Here is a 21,564-nt window from a genome sequence, read left to right as displayed (position 1 = left end):
ATTGCCATATTGTGCTGTCTGATGTGCGCGGGAACGCCGGCGATTGCGTTGGCTGACACCGTTTACTACAAGGGTTCAGCAGTGTATTGGAATTATGGACGTAATGCTGGGGTATTTGGGTTCTCCGATTGCAATTCTGCCCACTATGAGCACCATTCGTCTTGCAACGGATACACGTCTGGCTGGAAGGACCCTGATGTTCTTTCCCAGGCATGGGGTTTTATCGGAACGGATACCTTGGAGGCATACTGGAGTTGCAGAGGATAGCTTCTCCTGGAATTTGAAATGGCATTTGCTCTTTGATTTACCCGATCGAATAAGCAATGAAATTGCAATGGCGGTGCAATATGAAGAAAGCCTGGTCAATTGTCAGCCTCCTGTTAATAGCCCTATTGGGTGTCACCTCAGTCATCTGCGTCAAGGGAGTCTTTGAAGCCCTTGTCTCCAGGCAGGTTGATGACTGGCTTTCAGATCAGCCAACGATTTTCACTTCTCAGCTCACGGATAGGCAGAAGGACAGTCTCGTCGCTGAACTTCAGAATTTGGCGAACAAAGGCACGTTTACGGCAATTAGTCTTGATAAGGAATCACTGCAATCCGGAGCGAACCTCTACACGTTTAGCATATTGCCGGCATCGATTGACGGAGAGACCTCCATCGACCCACTCGTTGTTCTCGGCACTACGCTTATAGATGGTACCCTCATAAAGAGAGTGGGCGCCGGAAGTCCGAATAGCTATGCCGGGTATGGAAACGACGTCTACTCGCGAGTGTCCGATCTGCCCAGTATTCGTTCAGGCATATATTTCCGCGTTGACAGGATGGGTGCTGGGAGCAATCTAGGAAGCTCCTGCACGCTCCTTAACCTTGGAAGCGCTGACTTTAAATCAACGGTAGACAGCCTGTCGTCTGCTGTCGGGGTAACACCTGAGACTCTGACCACGAAAATGTCAGGCTCAACCTCAGAACCCGGCCTGATCTACCTGTTCTGCATAGGGGCGTTTGCGCTCCTTTCGCTTATCCTTTGCCTGGTCATGGTAACGCACTCTCTACTCGAGTTAAAGACGCTGGGGATACACCTGATGCTCGGGTGGAGTAAGGTCGACTTCGCAAGCGAGCTGCTCTCCTCGCAAGCTCTCCAGATTCTTGTCCTCATTCCAATCGGAATGGTGGGAGTATATGCTTACTTGGACGGGTTCACGATTAACGCTGCTTTTGTAGGGCTTGCCCTCGTCTCTGTACTTCCTGCGGTCGTCATGGTGCTTGTAGCTGCGATGATTTCCGTTGCTCCACTTATCGCAACGAGGCCGGTTGAGGCCATCCACGGGCGATATTCACGGCGGGGCTTCTATGGTCTGACCGTTGCGGTCTATCTAGTGTGCTTGGTCGCCATTTTTGCCGGCTGCCTCTATATAGATCAACCCCTCACCATGTACGCGGACCTTGCTCGCACGCGCTCGGCATGGCAGGAGTATGAAGGGTGGTACGTGGTAAGGGACTTCAGCATCGGGAACACTCGGCTCACTGACAATCCAATGGAGCTCTCAGAGGATATGTACACATGGTACGCCGAGCACGAGCATGATGATGGTGTTTACCTTGCGAACGCCATCAACTACAACGAATCGACCATTAGAGCATATTCCGGTTCAGATACGACGCTCAAGCAGCTCTGGTATCTTGCGGCATCCCCCTCTTACCTTGAGTTGATGGGGGTGAATGTGCCTGCGGACATTGTCGAGAGGGCAGAGCAAGGAGTACGTGTCTACCTCCTGCCAGATTCGCTAAGCGCTAGCGAAGTGAACGAAGTGAAGGACTTCCTTATTGCCGCACGGAAGCCCTCTGACTCGAACATCGTCACTCCCTTCATGGAGAACCCTGAGTACGAGTTCATCTCTTATAACGCTGATAAGGAGCTCTTCACGTGGAGTACGAACCCTGAAGAGCCGGTCACATCAAGCGGATTTGCTATTGCGGTTGTTACTGCTGCGAACATGGTGCCCTTTGAGTCAGAAAGCCTCGTCGCCACTGGCTTGGAGAACGCGTACATGAAGCTCGACGAGCATGCGGCGTCAAGTCTGCTCGATGCCGACAATAGAGCTGAGATTGGTGGCTCGGCGGGTGCTCGATTTGCCACGGTGGGGAACTACATCGACGGTCTGCAGAAGACCCTCGAGGAGCTTTTCGCGCTCTTCTCGGCGGTTCTGGTTGTTTTGGTGGCCACCGTCTCCGTCCTGGTTGCATGTCTTGTCAATGTGGTCAACCGGGTAAATGCCCAGGAGATTTCCGTAAAGTACGTCCTGGGCTTCGGAGTGTGGGAGCTGTACCGTCGAGAGGTTCTGTTCGTGACCGTTACTGCTCTGCTTGGCGCTGGCGTGAGTGCCCTCTTCGGAAGTAGCGCTGGCGTGCTTGTCGGCTTTGCCTTGCTGGTCTTGTCCAATTTCGTTATCGGTGTCGCATCGCGCAGGAAATCTGCGGCCGTTGTGCTGGAAACCGTCTCCAAGGAGTAGCGATGCAGTCGTACATTCAGATTGAATCCCTCTCGAAATCCTATGGGAAGCATCGCATCCTTTCTGGTATAGATCTCGCTGTCAGAAAGGGTGAATCTGTCGCAATCACCGGGCCGTCGGGATGCGGCAAGACAACGCTGCTGAACATTCTGGGACTGCTCGAAACGTATGAATCTGGGAGCATTCTCCTATCGGGAAAGAAATATCCGGGACCAGAAACCAGACAGGCGATGTTTCTGCGTCGCAACGAGATTAACTACCTCTTTCAGTCGTTCGCCCTCATTGACTCGAGGACGGTACGCGACAATCTTATGCTCGCCCTCTATTACACGAAGCTCTCCAAGAGGGAGAAAGAGGAGGCTATTGAAAAGACATTGAAGAAGTTCTCGGTCTCCAGCAAGCTCGATTCCAACGTAAACGAGCTCTCAGGTGGCGAGAAGCAGCGTGTTGCGATCAGTCGCGCCATGCTCAAGCCGGGCAATCTCATTCTTGCTGACGAGCCGACGGGTTCGCTGGATGCTCGCATGGCGGAGATAGTCATGGACTCGCTCGTGTCCGCCGCCCGAGAGACGGGAAAGACACTTGTGGTCGTGACGCACGACATGTTGATGGCAGATAAGTGTGACCGCACGCTTAGCATGCAAGAAGGGAAACTGTTCTGAGTCGGCCTTCTGACGGTGGCCGTGACGAAAGGCACCGCTTGTGCGTATTGTGCTGCTAGCAGTCGAGGTTGAGATTATGGTGATGAACAGGATACGCATCAAAAGATGAGCAGCCCGCACTGGTCAAGTCCGAATCCGTGTGTAAAATCGCTGCCGCGTTCCCTGCTTTACGCCTTCGCCATGTCCTTCTGGTTGCGCGCTAATCTTTGCGAGCTCGTCCTCCACCTGCAGGAGCTGCGCGTAAGTCCGATCCGTAGTAGCTCTTCCTCTGCGTCGAGCTGCACTCGTTCTCCTCGGTAAGGACCGACCCGATCAGCCTGATCGCTGACGCCTTACTCGGGAAGACCCCGACAAAGCAGGCGTGCCTCTCTATCTCCCTGTTCAGCCTCTCCAGGTAGTTAGACGTCCTCATGTACAGGCGCATCGCGGCAATCAGTACCATCGCCGCCCTTAGGGCGACGTCGCGCAAGTCCGCCAGTATCTCGTTGCACCTGCGCCTCGCCTCCGGCGCGCTTGGCAGTTGAGCCTCTCGACCAGCTCCCCCCTTTAGGCCGGCGCGCACTCCCTTGGGGGCGGCCATACACACGCTGCGCGAGCAGTGGGCCTGGCAGCACCTCCCTTACGGTCGCCACGAGCCCCTCTCTGGCATCCACGAGGGAGCGCAGGAAGTCCGCCCAGGAGCGTCCTGTGTGCGACTCGGCAAGCGAGACCCCGATGACTTAGCAGCGCCTTGGACCTCACGCGGTGGTCGACCCTGACCTTGAGGTAGGTGGCGTTTGCCATCACGAACGGCTACTCGCCCTTAAGGGGCCAATCGCAAGACGCCCTGACGGCGCAGTCCAGCTCGGCGCAGGCCTCAAAGAGGGATTGCTTGGAGAACGACCTTTCGCAGGCCTCCTCTATGACCCTGCCCACCTTCACTGTAAAGACGCCCGCGACGATCACCTCGGTCACGAGGGTCTCAAACGGGGCATTGCGCTGCCTTGACACCTTCAGCTCGATGGTGGCGACCCTGGTCGTGAGGGACCTTGCCTTCGTCTCGTTGTGGCTGTCGGTGCGCTCCTGCGTTTGCTCGTAGGGCTGGGCGCACAGCTGCTCGGCTGACTTCTCCCTCAGTACCCCGTTGAGCGTCTCCTGGAGCAGCAGCTTGAAGGCGTCCCCGCCCCCTCGGTAAGCAGCCCCAGTACTTCGTCTTGGTCCAGTGTAAGATTGATTCGAGCCATGGCCGTCCTCGTTGTTTGTCGACTGCAATCCCAGCTTGGTGGCGGGCCTCTGGCTCGCCTGCCTTTTACACCACTTTACGGACGCGACCCCCGCACTCCGATTGCGAGCGGTCTTTTCGGGCACTCGTCCCTCTTGCGGGAGGGCATACCTTACGTGAGGGGACTTCTGTTTGAAGGCTCCCATGATAGGGCGGGCCGTCTGATTATCCTCTCTGGCTACGGTCGGATTCCCCTTCTGCGCGAGAATTCAAGGCTTGCGGTGATGGCGGCGTCTCGCTTCATGCAGGTGTCAGAGGAGGTCTACATGATGAGGTAAGTGCTGTTGGCATCGGGCGGCAGGAGGCTGAAGCTCGACGATTGCGGACGAGAACAGGAGAACTCAGCCTCGCTAATCGAGCGAGATCCTCTTCCGGGCGCACCGCAGGTTTATTTATTGCGAAGAACCCAATGCGGAAAGTGCTGATGTCATCGCGGACGGCAATGCATTTCTGGCTTCTGGGAAGCCAGGCCGTTTCTCGGATGCCTATAGCCTCATCGAGTCGGCGATGGAGTGATAGCAGGACGCACTACTGATTGCTCGAAGACTATCTCACAGGATCCCAGAAAAAGGCGTGTGAATGAGGCCTGCTCGGACTTGAGAAGGCCATTGGCATGGTTGCCGAAGATACCCCAAAACGCTTCGAAGCAGATTCCGTGTGACAGAACGTAGTGTGCACTGTGCAGGATCGAAGCTTTGATAATGATGAAATGCCTCCTATTTCCTGTGTCTAAGAAATGAGAGGCATCTTCGAGATGTTCTTTTGTATCGCTAAGCAGACACGATCTCCACGTGGACGGTGTCTTCTGGCTCTTTGCCAATGGCCTTCCGTATGCCCTTGCGGATGCTGATGATGTAGCAGATCGTTCCGTCATCGTTCTTCACGCCCATGTTCACGACGCTGCCGTCGTAGGGGATGCCGTCGAAGGTTGCATGGACCTTGAGGCGGCCCTTGCCGAAGAGTGCACGGATGTCGTAGGGAAAGGCGACATAGGCACCACCCTTCTCAGGCACTGCCTGGATCGCCGCATCATAGGAGAAGGTCTGCACGCCAGGACCTCACGTTCTCAGGAAGCGTCAGCCAGGCCGCAGCTATGATCTCTGCATGGTCGAAGGCAAGGCCCTGGCCTTCCACGTCCTTGGGGCGGAGCCTTCCTGTGACAGGGGCTTCCTGGGTTGCGAAGGATGTCACGAGATGGGCATCTCCTGCATCGAGCGCAAACGTCGTCCTGCCAGCCTTCTGGCTCGGTGTGACCTTGAACCAGATGGCCTTGGCAGCATCGTCTCCTGCCTTCGCGATGGCGCCAGTGTCGTCGAGGGCGCAGAAGGCATAGGAGATTGTCCAGCCTCTCGGGTCTCTGCCTGGTGTGCTGAAGAGTCCTACCGGCTCGAGGGCGAGACCTGCCACATGCGTCTCCTCTTCGAGCTCGCGTGCCGCCGCTTCGTCTGCTGTCTCCTTCGGGTTCACGAAGCCGCCAGGGGTTGCCCAGCATCCCAGGAAGGGGTGTCCGCCGCGCTTCACGAGCAGGAGCTCGAGGCTCTCATCCTTCCTCCGGAAGACGCAGATATCTGCGGTAAGGGAAGGACGGGGATAGTTCTTCGGCGAATAGGCGGCGAGGAATTCCTCTTCTGTGAGACCGTTCTTGTCGCGCAATGGCTCTGTGCTGTCCATGCTACCTCCTTGGCTTGGCAGACGGGTTGTCCATCTGCATGCACTGTCAGGAGCCTATATACCCAGCAGGGCCCATGCGACAGATTTCGGCTGTCTGTGCCGGTTCACGACAGGTGACCTATTCAGGAGACAAAACCGTATCGTTGATGGTCCGTTTATGTTTGCGTGCTATGGTGGACAGCCTTGCATTTTCGGAAGACATTGTTTGGCAGGCGATAGCAGTGCAGGCGCATTCAGAGACCCACAAGCCTTCCATCCTCACGTATTTCCGTGATGAGTGGAAGACGCTTGCCGTCGTCACGTTCACAGGCATCCTCTACAACGTCGGCATGGTCCTGGGTCCCTGGCTCGAGGGCCTCATGGTACAGTGCCTGGCAGGTATCCTCCAAGGTCTCTCTGATGCCTCCTCGATGCTTCGGCTCTGCCTCTTCTATGTCCTGGCCATTGCCTTCGTGCAGGGCATGAGGGCACTCAAGCGCCTCTATGTGCGCAGGTTCGCAAACGATGTGGACCGCCGCATGAAGAAGACGCTCTACCGCAATCTCCTTTCCGGCAAGATTGCAAAGACCGAATCCGAGCGCGGCGAGGTCATGACCAAGGCGCTCTCCGATGTGGATGACTGCGTCGAGGGCATGCGCAAGTTCACGACCGAGCTCTTCGATACCGGTGTGGTCATGATCACCTACCTTGTCGTGCTGTTCGCGCAGGATGTGCGCATCACGCTCCTTGCGCTCATCTTCCCGCCGGTCTCCTATATCCTGGCGGCACGGCTCAAGGGTGTCGTGACAGGCGCCGTGGCAACGGCGAAGAAGGAAGTCTCTGCCATGTCTGCCACGGCTCTCGACAGGGCAGAAGGAGCGCTGACCTACCGCATCTTCGGCCTTGAAGAGGTGCGTGACCATCTCTTCGAGGATGAGCTCACGCGCTACGAGAAGGCAGAGGCCAAGGCCAATGTGCTCTCTGCATCCCTGATGCCGCTCTACCAGGCAGTAGCGCTTCTGGGCGTGCTGCCGATCTTCATCCTCGGTGCCCAGAACGTCGTCTCGGGTACCTGGGATATCGCAGTATTTACGATGTACGTCTCCGTGTTCCTGAAGCTCGCCGTGAAGTCCTCCCATGCAGCCAAGCTCTTCAATGCGGTGCAGAGAGCCCAGGTCTCCTGGAAGCGGATCGAAGGCTACCTGTCAGAGCATGAGGAGGAAGAGCGGAAGGCAGCTGAGCCTTCCGGCATCAGGATCGAGCATCTGGGCTTTGGCTGGGAGGGGCAGGAGCCGCTCTTTGAGGACGTGTCATTTGCTGTGGCGCCGGGCGAGATTGTCGGCGTCTGCGGTCCTGTCGCCTCGGGCAAGAGCTGCCTTGCTCGCTGCATAGCAGGAGAGCTCCCTCATGAGGGCACGGTCACACCTCAGGGAGAGGGCGTCTTCTCCATTCTGGGGCATGACCCTGAGCTTCTCGATGCCACAATCGAAGACAATGTCTGCCTCGGAAGCGGTGCGGATGCCGCTCTGGCACTTCAGGAAGCGTGCCTTGCAGATGAGGTCAAGGCTCTGCCCGAAGGGGAGAAGACCCTTGTCGGCGAAGGCGGAAGCAGGCTCTCCGGAGGCCAGCGGCAGCGCTTGGGTCTTGCCCGCACGCTCTGCCACAGGCGTTCCGTCTGCATCCTCGATGATCCCTTCGCCTCGCTCGATGCTGGAACTGAGGATGAAGCATTCCGCAATCTTCAGTCCTGGGCCAAGGAAGGCGGCACGGCCGTCATCCTCATATCGCACCGTCTTGCGCACTTCCCGGAGCTCTCGCAGGTCGTCTGCCTGGCAGACGGGAAGGCTTCTGTCGGCACCCATAAAGAGCTCATGAGGACGTGTCCTGCCTACCGTGCGCTCTTCGAGCTCTCGGAAGGAGGCGAGGCATGATGGAGAAGGCATCCGAGAGAAAGACGCATCCGGTACGTGCTGTCTTTGTCACCTGCGTGAGGGAACATGCACTCCTCACGGTGGTGCTCATTGCCGTGATTGTCGCCTCCATCGTGCTTGCGCTCCTGCCGCCCTATATCCTGGGCCTCATCGTCGATGAGCTGGTGGCGAAGAATGCCTCTGTGCTCACGCCTGCAATCCTCTATGTCGCAGCGGTCTTCGGACAGGGCCTGGCAGGGGCAGGGCAGGAAGCAGCCATTGCGGTCTTCGGCCAGAAGGTCACGCATAAGCTGCGCTCTGCCATGGCAGCAAAGCTCGACAGGCTTCCTGCTGCCTATTTCCATGAGCATGACGCAGGGGCGGTCTCTGCCCGCATCGTGAACGATGTGGATGCAATCGAGGCGCTCTTCGCCTCTGGCATCGTCGGCATGATCACCGATGTCTTTCAGGTCATAGGCATCGTCATTGCCATCTTCCTCGAAAGCACCGGCCTCGGCATCCTGGTCCTCATCGCGCTTCCTGTGGTGGCGCTCTGGACACGCTGGATCCAGAAGACGACGAGAGAGGCACGGCGCGATGCGCGTTCTGCCATCGCCCGCGAGAGCGCGCAGATTCCAGAGACCCTGCGCTGCCTTCGCATGGTGCAGCTCATGGGAGCCGAGCGTTTCATGGAAGGCCGCTACGGCAAGGCGGTGGATGACGGGTTTGCGGCGCAGACCCGCTCGAACTTCTGCGATGCCGTGTACTCTCCTGTTGTCATCTCCCTCTCCTCTCTTGTCATTGCCCTCATGATGGGCCTTGCCGGCTCGGGCGGTGCCTGGGCAGCATTCTTCGGTGTCAGTGTCGGCGGCGCCGTCACGGCCATCAGCTACGTCGGCAACGTCTTCACGCCCATCTCCGATATCGGCATGGAGATCCAGTCCATCCAGGATGCAGGAGCTGCCATCTCCCGCATCGGAGAGCTCCTCGAGGCTCCGGAGGAGAAGCTTCCGGAAAAGACAGGCGCGGAAGACAGACAAGCAGCTGTCGCACTCTCGCATGTGACCTTCGGCTACAAGAAGGATGCACCGGTGCTCGAGGATTTCTCGCTTAGCGTTGCGCCGGGCGAGCGCGTCACCTTGATGGGACGCACCGGTGCTGGCAAGTCCACCGTGCTCAATCTCGTTATGGGCCTCTACCAGCCGGATAGCGGCACAGTCTCTGTCTTCGGCGAGCCTGCGGGGAGCTTTGCAGCAGATGAGCGCAGGAAGACTCTGGGCTATGTGGAGCAGGGATTCAGGAGGATCCAGGGCACAGTCTTGGACGAGCTCACGCTGGGAGATCCGCGCGTCACAGAAGAGCAGGCGAAGGCAGCGCTCGAGCACGTCGGCCTCTGGGAGAGCGTTCTTGCCCTGCCAGAGGGCCTGGCGACGCCCTGCACGCAGGGTACGTTCTCGGAAGGCCAGTTCCAGCTTCTGGGCATTGCCCGCGCCATCGTCTTCGATCCGCCGCTTCTGCTGCTCGATGAGGTGACATCGCATCTCGATCCGGCAACTGAAGCGCAGGTGCTCTCCGCCCTCGATGCAGCGGCGGAGGGCAGGACCACGATATCGGTCTCGCACCGTCTTGCTGCAGCAGGCCACGGCGGCAGGATTGTCCATATCGGGGAAGATGCAGACTGAGCGTGGCCTCTCTGTGCGCTTCCTCATCACGTCTTTGCAGCCGCCCATCTTCGGGTACGCTTCTCTCTGATGGATGGACCAGCAAGGGAGAGACATGCCAGATTTGAGACAGCCCCAGGGCGGCACAAAGAAGCTTCACGGCATCCAGGTGCGCTCGAAGGCAGATATAGATGCCCAGAACCAGATGATCGAGGCCAGGAAGGCCCAGGAGGCCGCAAAGAAGGAACGCGAGCGCGAGCGTGCCAAGCTCGACAACGCAATCAATCCTTCAGCTGCAGAGCGCGGAGAGGATGGCTTTGCCATCCCCGATCCTGAGCACATGACGCCTGAGCAGTCTCAGGAGATGCTCCAGGTCTTCGCGCTCCAGCAGATGGACCGGCTCCAGAAGGCGGCAGGCCAGTTCCAGCGCGAGCACTATGAGCTGGCGCTCGATACGCTCGAGCCCTTGATCCCGGTGCTCGACGACCTGGCTGACAAGGGCCCCGATGCAGATCCTTCGGTCTATGACTTCAAGGACGAGGTCGATATCGAGCTGGCACAGCTCACGGATGCCTCATTCAGGCCGGATGGGTATATGCCATCGCTCGGCGTCCAGGCACTGGGCCGGGAGCTCAAGGCAGACTGCCTCTACTACCTCGACCGTGCCGATGAAGGCCTCGACACAGCGACAAAGGCGCTTCGCTGGGATCCCTGGAATGCACAGATCCATCTGAGGCGTGCATCCTTCCTCGATATGAAGCGCGACGAGGATGAGCTCGAGAAGGAACTGGAGCGTACCTATCCCTTGATTGCCCGCGATATCGATATGGCGGGCTACCACTTCTACCGCGCGCTCAACCTGATCCACACTCAGAGGATTCCGCTCGGCGTCGCACACCTCGTTGCCTTCAAGGACTTCGATACCGACCACGAGCTCGCCGATGTGGATCCGATGCTTGCGCAGCTCGATGAGGGGCTCCATCATCCTGGCGTCTTTGCAAGCATCGACTCCAAGGAGGCGAAGCGCCGCCTCAGGCGTGCAGGGGAGCACTACGGTCCGAGCGAGACCGGCAAGTGCGCCCTCATGCGTGCGCTCGAGAAGGCAGTTGCCACCGGCCAGCGCGACGCCGTGCAGGACCTGGCTTCGCGCTACCGGAGGCTCCTGAAGACGCAGGGCGACCACGACAGGCTCGAAGAGATCCTGTTGGGCAAGAAGGTTTCGGAATTCTAGGAACTGCGGGAAGGCGAGGGGCCTTCCTGGAAGGAGAGGGAACATGAAGGTCGTGCTTCTGAACGGAAGCCCGCGTGTTCATGGCAACACGGCGCTTGCGCTTTCCGAGATGGAGAAGATCTTTGCTGCAGAAGGCGTCGAGGCAGAAGAGATTGCTGTCGGCAGCAAGGCCGTGCGCGGATGCATGGCATGCAGAGGATGCGCAAAGACCGGCAAGTGCGTCTACGACGACGTCGTGAACGAGATTGCGCCGAAGTTCGAGGAGGCAGAGGGCTTGGTCGTCGCCAGCCCTGTCTACTATGCCTCGGCCAACGCGACCATTATTGCCGTGCTCGACCGCCTCTTCATGAGCACGCACTTCGACAAGCGGATGAAGGTCGGCGGCGCCATCGCCGTCGCACGCCGTGCTGGCACCGTGGCAACGCTCGATGAGCTCTACAAGTACTTCACGATCTCCGGCATGCCAGTCGCCTCGGGCAGCTACTGGACCGACGTCTTCGGCCAGAAGAGGGGAGAGGCTGCTGAGGATGAGGAAGGCATGGCAGTTGCCCGAAACCTCGCCCGCAACATGGTCTTCCTCATGAGGTCGATCGAGCTCGGACGCGAGCGCTATGGGCTTCCTGAGCGTGAGAGCTACCACATGACGAACATGATCCACTGAGCCTGAGCCAGAGATGAAGAAGGAGGGTCCGCTGCAGGGCATGCAGCGGACCCTCCTGTCATTGAGCCAGAGGCCTTGCTTCTATGCCTCGAGGAAGCCGAGGAACGTGTTGGCCTGGGCCTCGAGCGCCTCTTCATCAGCAGGACCGAGGACAAGCTTGCCGGAGCCCCAGGACTCGCCGGAGAGGGCGATGCCAGCCTCTCCCTCTTCCATAACGAGGACACCGACGAAGCGCAGGAGCTTGTCGAGCATCTCGCGCATCTCGGCCGTGGCGGTACGGCCACCGGCACCGGAGACCGTTGCCTTCTTGCCGGCAATGACGACAGAGTCGCGGCCCTGGCCCGGAAGCGGACGGCTGAGCCAGTCGACGAGGTTCTTGATGTGTCCCGGATAGGAGCCGTTGTACTGCGGGCTCACGAACCAGATGCCATCGGCTTCGCGCACGGCGGCACGGATGCGCTTGACGGATTCAGGCTCGGGGTCTTCGAGGTCCTGGTTCATCAGAGGAAGGTCGGCATAGTCGAGACGGGAGACCTCTGCCTTGCCCTCGAGGAGCTTCTCGATCTTCTCTGCAAGCTGCTCGTTGAAGCCGTTCTTGCGGAGCGTTCCTACAACGATCAAGATCTTCGGTTCTGCCATGGTGATCATTCCTTTCCTTCGGGCCGCATTGCGGCCCCTTTCTTGCTATATTCCCGATTCTCAGAGCCCGAACGCGTAGCTTGTCATGCTGATCGAGCCAAGGTTCTGGATATGGTTGAAGACTTCTGCCTCCTCGCCCTGGGCTGCGCCGAGGACGGTCACGAGCGGCAGGAAGTGGTCTGGCGTCGGCACGGCGTAGGCTGCCTCAGGGAGCCTCTCGAAGTCTATGACAGCGTCATCGTCGCGCTTCTTCACAGCCTCGAGGATCGCATCGTCGAAGCGGAGGTTCTTGGGCGTGCCATGCGGGTTTTCCCAGTCAGCCTCGCGCAGGTTGTGCACGACATTGCCGGAACCCAGGACGACAAAGCCCTCATCGCGCAGGGCGCTGAGCTTCTGTCCGACCTCATAGGCGTACTTGGCATTCTTGAGGCCATTCACGGAGAGCTCGACCACCGGGATGTCTGCCTCAGGCAGCATGTGATGGAGCGGCGTCCAGACGCCGTGGTCGATGCCCCAGGTATCGTCGACAGCGACATCATCTCCCAGAAGCTCGAGCACACGCTCGGTGAGCTCCTTCGAGCCAGAGGGACGGTAGTGGATTGCGTAGAGCTCAGGCGGGAAGCCGTACATGTCGTTTACCTGGCGGGGTGTCGGGTCTGACTGCACGAGCGTGCCGCGCGTGAACCAGTGGGCCGAGACGGCGAGGATTGCCTTCGGATGGTGTGCCTTGAGGCGCTCGCCGACAGAGGCCAGGCCTTCCGAGATTGCGTCATGCCTGAGTGCCATCATCGGGTCGCCGTGTCCGATGAAGAGGGCGGGCTGGCGTGTTTCGGTGCTGGTCGTGCTCATAAGTACCATCTCGCTTCCAGGTATCAATTCTGGACTTGCTTGTTGTCCTGTACTATAAATGACACTAAAGCGATAGCAATACTGTTTTTTCTCGCTACCTGGTATGTTTTCAGATACCTATGGCAGAAAGGAGATGGATATGGCACGACAGAAGCCAGAGCATTTCGGCACCTGCCCCTTCGTGACGGCACAGTGGGTGCTCCAGGGGAAGTGGACGATCGTGATCCTGCATCATCTGAGCGAAAGGACGCTCCGGTTCTCGGAGCTCCAGAGCAGGATGCCGCAGCTTACGCACTCGACGCTCTCTTCGCAGCTGAAGCAGCTCGAGGCAGAAGGGATGGTGAAGAGGACCGTCTATCCCGAGGTGCCTCCCCGTGTGGAGTATGAGCTCACGGAGCTTGGCCAGACCTTCCAGCCGGTGCTCGATGCGGTGGGCAGCTGGGGAGAGCGTTATATAGAATATCTTGATGCACAGGAGAAGAAGGAAGGCACGAAGGAGGACGTGAAATGACACCTGAGATGCTTGGCTATATCCTCATTCCGTTTGCTGGCACAAGCCTCGGTGCGGCGCTTGTCTTCTTCATGAAGGACGGGCTCTCCGAGAGGACGGAGCGCATCCTCGGGGGCTTTGCGGCAGGCGTGATGGTTGCAGCTTCGTTCTGGAGCCTCCTGGCCCCGGCGCTCGAGCAGGCGGAAGAGGCGCTCGGGAGCCTTGCCTTCATTCCCTGCGCGATAGGCTTCCTTCTCGGCATGGCCCTGCTTCTCATCCTCGATACGCTGACACCTCACATGCATCTCGATGGACAGGAGGAGGGCGTGAAATCTGGCCTTTCCCGCACGACGAAGCTCGTGCTTGCGGTCACGATCCACAACATCCCTGAAGGCATGGCGGTAGGTGTCGTCATGGCAGCGGTCCTCGAAGGCTCTGCCGGCGTCGGGCTTGCAGGCGCTGCTGCCTTGGCGCTGGGCATCGCTATCCAGAACTTCCCGGAAGGAGCCATCGTCTCCATGCCGCTTCGTGCTGAAGGCATGAGCAAGGCTAAGACGTTTGCGCTCGGCGTCCTTTCCGGCGCGGTCGAGCCCATTGCCGCCATCATCACCGTGGCGGCCTCTTCGGTCATCGTCTCGGCGATGCCGGTCCTTCTCTCCTTTGCAGCAGGCGCCATGATGTATGTCGTCGTGGAGGAGCTCATCCCGGAGATGAGCGAAGGGGAGCATTCGAACTGGGGGACCATCTCCTTTGCCCTTGGCTTTGTCGTCATGATGGTCCTCGATGTGGCGCTGGGATAGAAGGGGCGGAACAGCGAACGCAGAAGCTCTGACTTCTTTTGTCAGCGGAGTGTAAGGTATCGGCGAGCGGCTTACGATGGATTTACGCAATGCGTACAATTCCATTACGTAAGCCGCTTTTTGCACTTTTACATGCGGATGGATGAAGCCCGTGGAGGCAACCTTTGATTACCTTCTCGCAGTTCCTTGCTTTGGTCTCGGCCAACCCCTTCCTCGCTCTCGTGATCATCCTCGTTCTCGGCACCATCTTCGTGAATGGCGCGACGGATGCCGCGAATGCGATTGCAGAGCCGGTGGGCACACGCTCGATCAAGGTCGAGCATGCCGTTGCCATGTCCGTTGCCTGCAACTTCGTAGGCTTGGTAGCCATGACCATGATCTCGACAGCCGTGGCAGACACGATGTCCGATATGGTCGACTTCGGTGGCGATACCCATGCAGCGCTCATCGCCCTGGCTGCAGCCACGGTCGGCATCGTTGCCTGGGGTGTCGGTGCCTGGATCTTCGGCATCCCCACTTCCGAATCCCATGCCCTGATTGCAGGACTCACCGGTGCTGCCATCGCTGTCTCGGGCGGCGTCGAAGGCGTCAATTTCTCTGAATGGGCGAAGGTCATCTACGGCCTCGTGCTCTCGACCGTGCTCGGCTATCTTGCAGGCTGGGCCATCGCGAAGATCATCCCCTATGCCTGCCGGCATGCAGACCGAAGACGGGCCAACAACTTCTTTGGCACGATGCAGATTGCAGGTGCAGCGGGCGTTGCCCTCATGCACGGCGCACAGGATGGCCAGAAGTTCATGTCTACGGCAATGCTTGCCATCGCCCTCTCTGCAGGCACGAGCATCTCGGACCTTGGCGGCTTCCCGCTCTGGATCGAGGTCCTCTGTGCCGGCGTCATGGCGCTCGGCACGGCCGTGGGCGGCAAGCGCATCATCAAGAAGGTCGGCATGGAGATGGTGACGCTCGAGAAGTATCAGGGCTTTGCCGCCTCTGTCTCTGCAACGGCCTCGCTCTTCATTGCCACGGTCACCGGCCTTCCGGTCTCGACGACCCATACGAAGACCGCCGCGATCATGGGCGCCGGCGCTGCCAAGGACGTGCGCTCCGTGAACTGGGCCATTGCGAAGGACATGGTCTACACCTGGCTCTTCACGTTCCCGGGCTGCGGCATCATCGGCTTTGTCCTCGCCAAGCTCTTCCTCCTGTGGTTCTAGACGCGAATACCTATCTCGAAAGGAATGGTGGCCCATGGCCCGCATGAAGAAAGAAGATCCGTTCTACACGAAGCTCAAGGACTTTGCGGCTGCAATCGAGGAGTGCGCAGTCGACTACGAGAAGCTGATACGCGGCTATCCCGAGACGGAGATCATGATTCCGCAGATGAAGCTCCATGAGTCGGAATGCGACCAGCGCGTCCAGGCCATCATGAAGGAGCTCTATACGTCCTTCATCACGCCGTTCGACAGAAACGATGTAATGGACCTTGCCCTCAAGATGGACGACGTCGTCGACAACATGAAGGGCGTCTCGACGAGGCTCGATCTCTTCAACGTTTCCCATATGCGCTCAGAGGCTGTCCAGATGGCAGAGCTCACGCTCATCGCCGCCAAGCAGATGCATGAGATGATTGACCGGCTTCCGCACTACAAGGACGATCCGGAATGCATGCAGATAGCCATCTCGATGGGACACATCGAGGATGAGGGAGATTCCGTATACGAGAACGGCGTGAGGAAGCTCTTCCAGGAAGAGAAGGAGTCGAGACCAGGCCATATCGTGGGATGGCTCAGGATCTTCGACCGCATGGAGGAATGCCTGGACTCCATCGATGCGGTGGCAGGCGTTGTCCGCTCCATTGTCATGAAGTCTGCCTGATCTTCTGAGACATAGGAAACGTATCGAGGGGTGCCGGAAGGTGCCCCTTTCTCTGTTCCGGACATGCTTGGTATATGCTTGATGACCTATGCAGGCAAGGAGGACACATGAGCCGCGTGGCAGACGAGATGGACGATCTTTTCGACGAGGAAGAAGGGGAGAGCCTGGACGTTCTCCTCATGGCAGAGGATGCCGACATCTCCGGCTGCGTGTTTGCGCGCGAGACGCTTTCCGGATCCTTTGGCCATGCAGAGTTCGAGCGCTGTACGTTCCGCCAGGTCTCGTTTGCAGATACCCGCTGGGCACGGGCAAGCTTCGATGGCTGCACGTTCTCGTCCTGCGACTTCACGGGTGCGCATATGGCAAGAAGCTTCCTGCGTGATTGCAGGCTTTCTGACTGCCGCTTCACGGGAGCAGACTTCCATGGGTCCTATATCGAGCGCGTCTCGTTCAGATCGTGCCTTCTGGGCTATGCCAACCTCTCCGAGTCGAAGGCACAGCATGTGAAGTTCGTCTCTTCCGCACTCCGGGAGGCAAGCCTCGACCATATGAAGGCGAAGAGCCTCGCATTTGAAGATGCCGACCTCACGCGTGCCGAGCTCTTCGGCACGAGCCTCAAGGGCTGCGACCTCTCATCCTCCACGATCGACGGCATCCGCATCTCCGATACGTTTGCAGAGCTCAAGGGAGCTTCTGTCTCGCTCGGCCAGGCGCCGCTTGTCCTTGCGATCCTGGGTGTGCGGGTGAAAGAGCTCTGATCTGGTAAGCGGAGAAATTTCCCGAAGGGCTGAATTAATCGGCAGACGGCTCTACGTGCGCATTTGCGTGAGGAAACGCTTCCAGCGTGCTATCGTGGCCACGGTGGAAGCTATCTGTACAGGCGGCGATGCCTGCCTGTTTCTATCGGAAAGGGATGTTGCTCCATGGAGAAGAAGATGCATACCCGCAAGGTCGTGATCGTCGGCGCTGGCCGCGTCGGTTCGCACTGCGCGCTCTGCCTGATGTTCCGTCACCTCGTGAACCAGATCGTCCTCATCGATGTGAACCGCGAGGCTGCGGAGGCCCAGGCCATGGACCTGCAGGATCTTGCAAGCGGCCTCGGCGAGTCGTTCGAGATTCGTGCCGGAGACTACTCCGACTGCGCCGATGCCCATTTCGTTATCATGACTGCCGGCAGGAGCAGGAAGCCGGGCCAGACCCGTCTCGAGATGCTCGGCGCCACGATGCAGGTCCTTGACGGCATCGTCCCCCAGATCCGCGACTCCGGATTCCAGGGCATCCTGATCTCCGTCTCGAACCCCTCCGACATCGTCGCAGAGTACCTGTACCGCACGATGAAGCTGCCGCGCGGCCACGTGTTCGGCACGGGTACGGCACTCGACTCTGCCCGCCTGCGCGGCATCATCGGCCGCGAGATCGGCGTCGATTCGCGCCAGGTCAATGCGTTCTGCATGGGCGAGCATGGCGATTCGTCGTTCATCCCGACGTCGCACATCTCCGTCGGCGGCATCCAGCTCCGCGAGTACCTGTCGATGAGGAAAGGCGGAGAGAGCCAGCTCGACTTCGACGATATCAAGAAGCAGGTCAAGGAGGCCGGCAGCCGCATCGTGAAGGGCAAGGGCTGCACGGAGTTCGGCATCGCCTCCATCGTGAGTCAGATCATCATGTCGATCCTGCACAACGAGCGTGCCGTCATCCCTCTGTCGGCTCACCTCGAAGGCGAGTACGGCGAGTCCGGCATCTCGATCGGCGTGCCCTGCATCCTGTCCGACCAGGGCGTCGAGCAGGTGCTCGAGATCGACCTCACCTACGATGAGCGCCGTGCCATGAGGAGAAGCTGCGACATCGTCCGCGAGAACCTCGACAAGGTGTTCCCCGAAGCCTGAGGGAGGCACAAGGAAGAGCGGGAGGGCTTCCGGCATCTGCCGGGAGCCCTCTTCATGATGTGGAGGAAGATCTTCTGTTCGCGAGGATGATTCCTGCTGCAATCAGGACAAGGGCAAGCGCCGTTGCGGGGCCGACAGGCGTGCCCTCGCTGCCGATTGTCGCGAGCGAGAGCGCGACGCCGAAGACAGGAATCAGGAACTGGTAGGGCGCGATGCGGGAGATATCGTTGTCCCTGAGAAGAAGGCTCCACGAAGAGAAGCCGACAGCGGATACCACCGCAAGCCAGACAAGGACCGCAAGCTCTGCGAAGGTGGCTATCTCGAGCCTGCCGCCGAGGATGAGCCCCGCCGCCAGAAGGCAGGCTCCGCCCAGCATGAACTGAAGGCCGCAGAGCTTGAGGGGGTCCTCTGACTGTGCCTTCTTCCTCATGAGCGCGGTCGCTGCTGCACCTGCGACGGAGGAGGCAAGCATCAGGGTCTCGCCCCAGCCGAAGCGGCTGGACTGCCCGATGCCTCCGGTCGCGACCAGGAGGCCGGCAAAGCCGCAGAGACAGCCCAGGGCCTTGTTCAGGGTCATCTTCTCCAGACGGAAGACGAAGCAGGAGGCCAGAAGCATCATGAAGACGCCTGCACCCGACGCGATGGAGCCCGAGACGCCTGTTGCATGGGCAAGGCCGACATATCCCAGAAGCTGCTGGGCGAAGACCTGGAAAAATCCGATCTGGGCAGCAGCGCGAAGCTCGGCCGGGGTGGCGTGCCAGCTGCCGGTCCTTGCGCCCTGGAGGACATAGACGATGATGCCGCCCAGGACAAAGCGCGGTCCGGCAAAGACGAGCTGGTCCGCAACGTCGGCAGAGGAGATGCCGAGGAGCGCATAGCCGATGCGGATCGCAGGAATCGCAGATCCCCAGAGGGCACAGCTGAGGACTGCAAGGGCAGAGACGGCATAGGCAGAGGAGAGCCTCTTTCTGCCCGAGATGCTCATCCTCGGCTCCTGAGGGTGGAGGCGAAGGCGGAAAGCTCGTCTGCATCCTCCATCTTCGTAGCCCAGCTTGTGACGAAGCGGACGATCCTTCTGCCATCGGGCAGGACGGAGATGGTCTCGGCGCCGCAGGCGCCACGGAAGGCTTCCTCCTCCTTTTCGTCCACATAGAAGAAGAGCTGGTTCGAGTCATGTCCGCCGAAGGGCTCGAAGCCAAGTGCGGACAGGCCTTCGAAGAGCCGCTCTGCGCTTCTGTTCGCCTGGCGCGCATAGCGGAGCCAGGGGAGGTCTCCATCTTCGTCCGGCGTGAAGGCGCGCTCGAACTGGACGCCCAGAAGCCTCCCTTTTGCCATGAGGCCGCCGCGCTCCTTCTGGACATAGGGGAACGCTTCCTTGAGGCGTTCGTCCGTGAAGACCAGCGCCTCTCCGAACAGGAGCCCATCTTTCGTGCCGCCAAGCGTGAAGGCGGCCGCGCGCTTCGCGATGTCTTCGAGCGCAAGGTCTGCGTCCCGGGCTTCGAGGGCGCTTGCAAGGCGTGCGCCGTCCACATAGATCGGGATATCGTGTGCATCTGCCCAGTCTGCCAGCGCAAAGAAGCGCTCGTGGGACCAGACGCCGCCGATCTCGGTCGTGTCGGCGATGTAGATGAGCGCCGGCTTTGTCATGTGCCTGCCGCCAGCCATCTGGCGCCCATAGACACGCTCAGCCGCATCGGGGGAGACGAATCCGTCTGTATCGTCAGTGAGCAGGATCGTCCTTCCGGCTGCTGCGACAGCTCCGGTCTCATGTGTCGCGATGTGGGCAAGCGGGGTCGCAATGACGCCTTCCCAGTCGCGGAGCATGCCTGCGATCGCAATGAGGTTCACGGAAGTGCCGCCGGCACAGAACTCGACCGCAGCATCGGGAAGGCCGACCGCTTCGCGGATGAGCGCGCGGGCACGCTCGCAGTGGATATCTCCTTCCGTGTAGCCGGGGCACTGCTCCTCGTTCGTGTCGATCAGGGCCTGGAGCACCTCTGGGGCAGCACCTTCCGAATAGTCGTTCCTGAACATGCGCATGGAAAGATCCTTCCTGTCGTTTTGGCTATCGTAGCAGGACAGCTGCGGAAAATGGCGGAACCTGCGTGGCCATGAGGAACTTGATGGCAGGGCACTGAGATGTAGGCGACGTGCCGTCTTTGTTTCAGAGCTGTTCCACCTACCGCCACATTATGGTTACGGTTGTAGACTCTTCACACAATCGGAGCCGGGCAAGAAGGGCTGGCTCCCGAGTCGATTGCGTGAGGAGCGTGTCATGGTTCAGAAGAAGGACATCGACTGGCAGAGCCTCGGCTTTGCATATCAGCCGACCGATTACAGCTACGTCTCGAACTATAAGGATGGTGCCTGGGACGAGGGCGGCCTTACCCCTGACCACACTGTCACGCTTTCCGAGTGCGCAGGCCTGCTTCACTACTGCCAGGAGGTCTTCGAGGGCCTCAAGGCCTATACGACCAAGGATGGCCGTGTCGTCTGCTTCCGCCCCGATCAGAACGCCCACCGCATGCACGATTCCGCAAAGCGCATCGTTATGCCGCCGTTCCCTGAGGACCGTTTCGTCGAGGCAGTCGACGAGGTCGTCCGTGCCAATGCAGCCTGGGTGCCGCCTTTCGGCACGGGCGCAACGCTCTATATCCGTCCGCTCATGTTCGCCACGGGCAATGTCATCGGCGTCAAGCCTGCTGACGAGTACCAGTTCCGCATCCTCGTGACGCCGGTCGGCGCTTACTACAAGGGCGGCGTGAAGCCGGTCAAGGTGCAGGTCTCCGAGTACGACCGTGCAGCACCCCACGGCACCGGCAACATCAAGGCTGGCCTGAACTACGCTATGTCGCTCTATCCGTCTGTCCTGGCGCACAAGGCAGGCTATGCGGACAATATGTTCCTGGATCCGCAGACCCGCACCTACGTCGAGGAGTCCGGCGGCGCGAACTTCCTGTTCGTCGACAAGGAGGGCACGCTCGTCGTTCCGAAGAGCGCCACGAACTCCATCCTGCCGTCCATCACCCGCCGCTCGCTCGTCGATGTGGCTGAGCACTACCTTGGCATGAAGGTTGTCCAGCGCCAGGTACGCTTCGACGAGATCGGCAACTTCGTCGAGTGCGGCATGTGCGGCACCGCAGCTGTCATCTCGCCGGTGGGCGAGGTCGACAACGGCGACGAGAAGATCGTCTACGGCATGGATCACGTCGGCCCTGTCATGAAGAAGCTCCGCGAGACGCTTACCGGCATCCAGTCCGGCGAGATCGAGGACAAGTTCGGCTGGGTCCACGAGATCAAGGTCGACTAGCTTCAGGATTCACGGCACTTTCGGGCGCTCTGCTTCGGCAGGGCGCCTTTTCGTATGTGTCCAGGCCCTTTCTGTTCCGGCTATGCCAAACTGCCCTGATTTGTCGCGCTTCCAGGCTGAAAAGTGCCATACAGTTGAGGGACCTAAGGCACCCTACGAAGGAGAGGTC

The 21,564-nt window shown here is 59.5% G+C and carries 20 protein-coding genes and 1 pseudogene; 13 read left to right on the top strand and 8 right to left on the bottom strand.

The window, feature by feature from the left end:
• The first annotated feature begins 347 nt into the window (after positions 1-347).
• Together ABVS03_RS04205 and ABVS03_RS04200 are read left to right on the top strand one after the other, a co-directional pair.
• A complete protein-coding gene (locus ABVS03_RS04205; RefSeq protein WP_368018164.1) occupies positions 348-2,510 on the top strand; it encodes a hypothetical protein in 2,163 nt (720 codons plus the stop codon).
• A 2-nt stretch (positions 2,511-2,512) separates the two neighbouring features.
• Positions 2,513-3,172 carry an ABC transporter ATP-binding protein gene (locus tag ABVS03_RS04200; RefSeq protein ID WP_368018163.1) on the top strand — a complete coding sequence of 220 codons (660 nt, stop codon included), beginning with the start codon at positions 2,513-2,515 and terminating at the stop codon, positions 3,170-3,172.
• A gap of 283 nt (positions 3,173-3,455) precedes the next feature.
• Here the strand turns inward: ABVS03_RS04200 and ABVS03_RS04195 are convergent.
• The 4 genes and pseudogenes from ABVS03_RS04195 to ABVS03_RS04180 all read right to left on the bottom strand — a co-directional run.
• Positions 3,456-3,752 (bottom strand): annotated as a pseudogene (locus tag ABVS03_RS04195) (transposase); the annotation flags it as partial.
• A gap of 212 nt (positions 3,753-3,964) precedes the next feature.
• Positions 3,965-4,519 carry a transposase gene (locus ABVS03_RS04190; protein ID WP_368018162.1) on the bottom strand — a complete coding sequence of 185 codons (555 nt, stop codon included), beginning with the start codon at positions 4,517-4,519 and terminating at the stop codon, positions 3,965-3,967.
• 684 nt (positions 4,520-5,203) lie between these two features.
• Positions 5,204-5,482 carry a DUF1905 domain-containing protein gene (locus ABVS03_RS04185; protein ID WP_368018161.1) on the bottom strand — a complete coding sequence of 93 codons (279 nt, stop codon included), beginning with the start codon at positions 5,480-5,482 and terminating at the stop codon, positions 5,204-5,206.
• The gene (locus ABVS03_RS04180) at positions 5,463-6,104 is read right to left on the bottom strand and encodes an NUDIX domain-containing protein (protein ID WP_368018160.1); all 642 of its coding nucleotides are present in this window, start codon (positions 6,102-6,104) and stop codon (positions 5,463-5,465) included. The genes ABVS03_RS04185 and ABVS03_RS04180 overlap by 20 nt, the downstream gene beginning before the upstream one ends.
• 221 nt (positions 6,105-6,325) lie before the next feature.
• On the opposite strand from ABVS03_RS04180, the gene ABVS03_RS04175 reads away from it, so the two are divergent.
• From ABVS03_RS04175 to ABVS03_RS04160, 4 genes are all read left to right on the top strand, one after another.
• Positions 6,326-8,014, top strand: coding sequence for an ABC transporter ATP-binding protein (locus ABVS03_RS04175; protein WP_368018159.1), 1,689 nt, complete (start codon positions 6,326-6,328; stop codon positions 8,012-8,014).
• Positions 8,011-9,675, top strand: coding sequence for an ABC transporter ATP-binding protein (locus tag ABVS03_RS04170; RefSeq protein ID WP_368018158.1), 1,665 nt, complete (start codon positions 8,011-8,013; stop codon positions 9,673-9,675). Before ABVS03_RS04175 ends, ABVS03_RS04170 begins: the two co-directional genes overlap by 4 nt.
• Positions 9,676-9,769: 94 nt before the next feature.
• The gene (locus tag ABVS03_RS04165) at positions 9,770-10,885 is read left to right on the top strand and encodes a hypothetical protein (protein WP_368018157.1); all 1,116 of its coding nucleotides are present in this window, start codon (positions 9,770-9,772) and stop codon (positions 10,883-10,885) included.
• Positions 10,886-10,928: 43 nt separating this feature from the next.
• On the top strand, positions 10,929-11,546 hold the full coding sequence (locus ABVS03_RS04160) for a flavodoxin family protein (protein WP_368018156.1): 618 nt from the start codon (positions 10,929-10,931) through the stop codon (positions 11,544-11,546).
• Positions 11,547-11,627: 81 nt separating this feature from the next.
• Here ABVS03_RS04160 and ABVS03_RS04155 read toward each other — a convergent pair whose 3' ends face one another.
• Both ABVS03_RS04155 and ABVS03_RS04150 read right to left on the bottom strand, forming a co-directional pair.
• Positions 11,628-12,185: an NADPH-dependent FMN reductase gene (locus ABVS03_RS04155; RefSeq protein ID WP_368018155.1), complete on the bottom strand. Its 558-nt coding sequence runs from the start codon at positions 12,183-12,185 to the stop codon at positions 11,628-11,630.
• Positions 12,186-12,245: 60 nt separating this feature from the next.
• Complete coding sequence (locus ABVS03_RS04150) at positions 12,246-13,034, bottom strand: dioxygenase (protein ID WP_368018154.1); 789 nt, start codon at positions 13,032-13,034, stop codon at positions 12,246-12,248.
• A gap of 139 nt (positions 13,035-13,173) precedes the next feature.
• Here ABVS03_RS04150 and ABVS03_RS04145 point away from each other — a divergent pair, with 139 nt between their 5' ends.
• From ABVS03_RS04145 to ABVS03_RS04120, 6 genes are all read left to right on the top strand, one after another.
• Positions 13,174-13,545: a winged helix-turn-helix transcriptional regulator gene (locus ABVS03_RS04145; protein WP_368018153.1), complete on the top strand. Its 372-nt coding sequence runs from the start codon at positions 13,174-13,176 to the stop codon at positions 13,543-13,545.
• Positions 13,542-14,324: a ZIP family metal transporter gene (locus ABVS03_RS04140; protein ID WP_368018152.1), complete on the top strand. Its 783-nt coding sequence runs from the start codon at positions 13,542-13,544 to the stop codon at positions 14,322-14,324. Before ABVS03_RS04145 ends, ABVS03_RS04140 begins: the two co-directional genes overlap by 4 nt.
• Positions 14,325-14,488: 164 nt before the next feature.
• Positions 14,489-15,538, top strand: coding sequence for an anion permease (locus tag ABVS03_RS04135; RefSeq protein WP_368018151.1), 1,050 nt, complete (start codon positions 14,489-14,491; stop codon positions 15,536-15,538).
• A 34-nt stretch (positions 15,539-15,572) separates the two neighbouring features.
• A complete protein-coding gene (locus tag ABVS03_RS04130; protein WP_330972439.1) occupies positions 15,573-16,199 on the top strand; it encodes a DUF47 domain-containing protein in 627 nt (208 codons plus the stop codon).
• Between the two features lie 107 nt (positions 16,200-16,306).
• Positions 16,307-16,957: a pentapeptide repeat-containing protein gene (locus tag ABVS03_RS04125; RefSeq protein WP_368018150.1), complete on the top strand. Its 651-nt coding sequence runs from the start codon at positions 16,307-16,309 to the stop codon at positions 16,955-16,957.
• A 165-nt stretch (positions 16,958-17,122) separates the two neighbouring features.
• Complete coding sequence (locus ABVS03_RS04120) at positions 17,123-18,085, top strand: L-lactate dehydrogenase (RefSeq protein WP_368018149.1); 963 nt, start codon at positions 17,123-17,125, stop codon at positions 18,083-18,085.
• A 52-nt stretch (positions 18,086-18,137) separates the two neighbouring features.
• Here ABVS03_RS04120 and ABVS03_RS04115 read toward each other — a convergent pair whose 3' ends face one another.
• Both ABVS03_RS04115 and ABVS03_RS04110 read right to left on the bottom strand, forming a co-directional pair.
• The gene (locus ABVS03_RS04115) at positions 18,138-19,070 is read right to left on the bottom strand and encodes a DMT family transporter (protein ID WP_368018148.1); all 933 of its coding nucleotides are present in this window, start codon (positions 19,068-19,070) and stop codon (positions 18,138-18,140) included.
• Positions 19,067-20,125, bottom strand: a complete 1,059-nt coding sequence (locus ABVS03_RS04110; RefSeq protein ID WP_368018147.1) for a low specificity L-threonine aldolase — start codon at positions 20,123-20,125, stop codon at positions 19,067-19,069. The genes ABVS03_RS04115 and ABVS03_RS04110 overlap by 4 nt, the downstream gene beginning before the upstream one ends.
• Before the next feature lie 217 nt (positions 20,126-20,342).
• On the opposite strand from ABVS03_RS04110, the gene ABVS03_RS04105 reads away from it, so the two are divergent.
• Positions 20,343-21,395, top strand: a complete 1,053-nt coding sequence (locus ABVS03_RS04105; protein WP_368018146.1) for a branched-chain amino acid aminotransferase — start codon at positions 20,343-20,345, stop codon at positions 21,393-21,395.
• The last annotated feature ends 169 nt before the right edge of the window (positions 21,396-21,564 follow it).

The organism is Olsenella sp. AGMB03486, assembly GCF_040884255.1.
Classification (GTDB): domain Bacteria; phylum Actinomycetota; class Coriobacteriia; order Coriobacteriales; family Atopobiaceae; genus Olsenella_L; species Olsenella_L kribbiana.
Note: the sequence above shows the minus strand (reverse complement) of the source record. Positions and strands in the feature narration are given on the sequence as shown.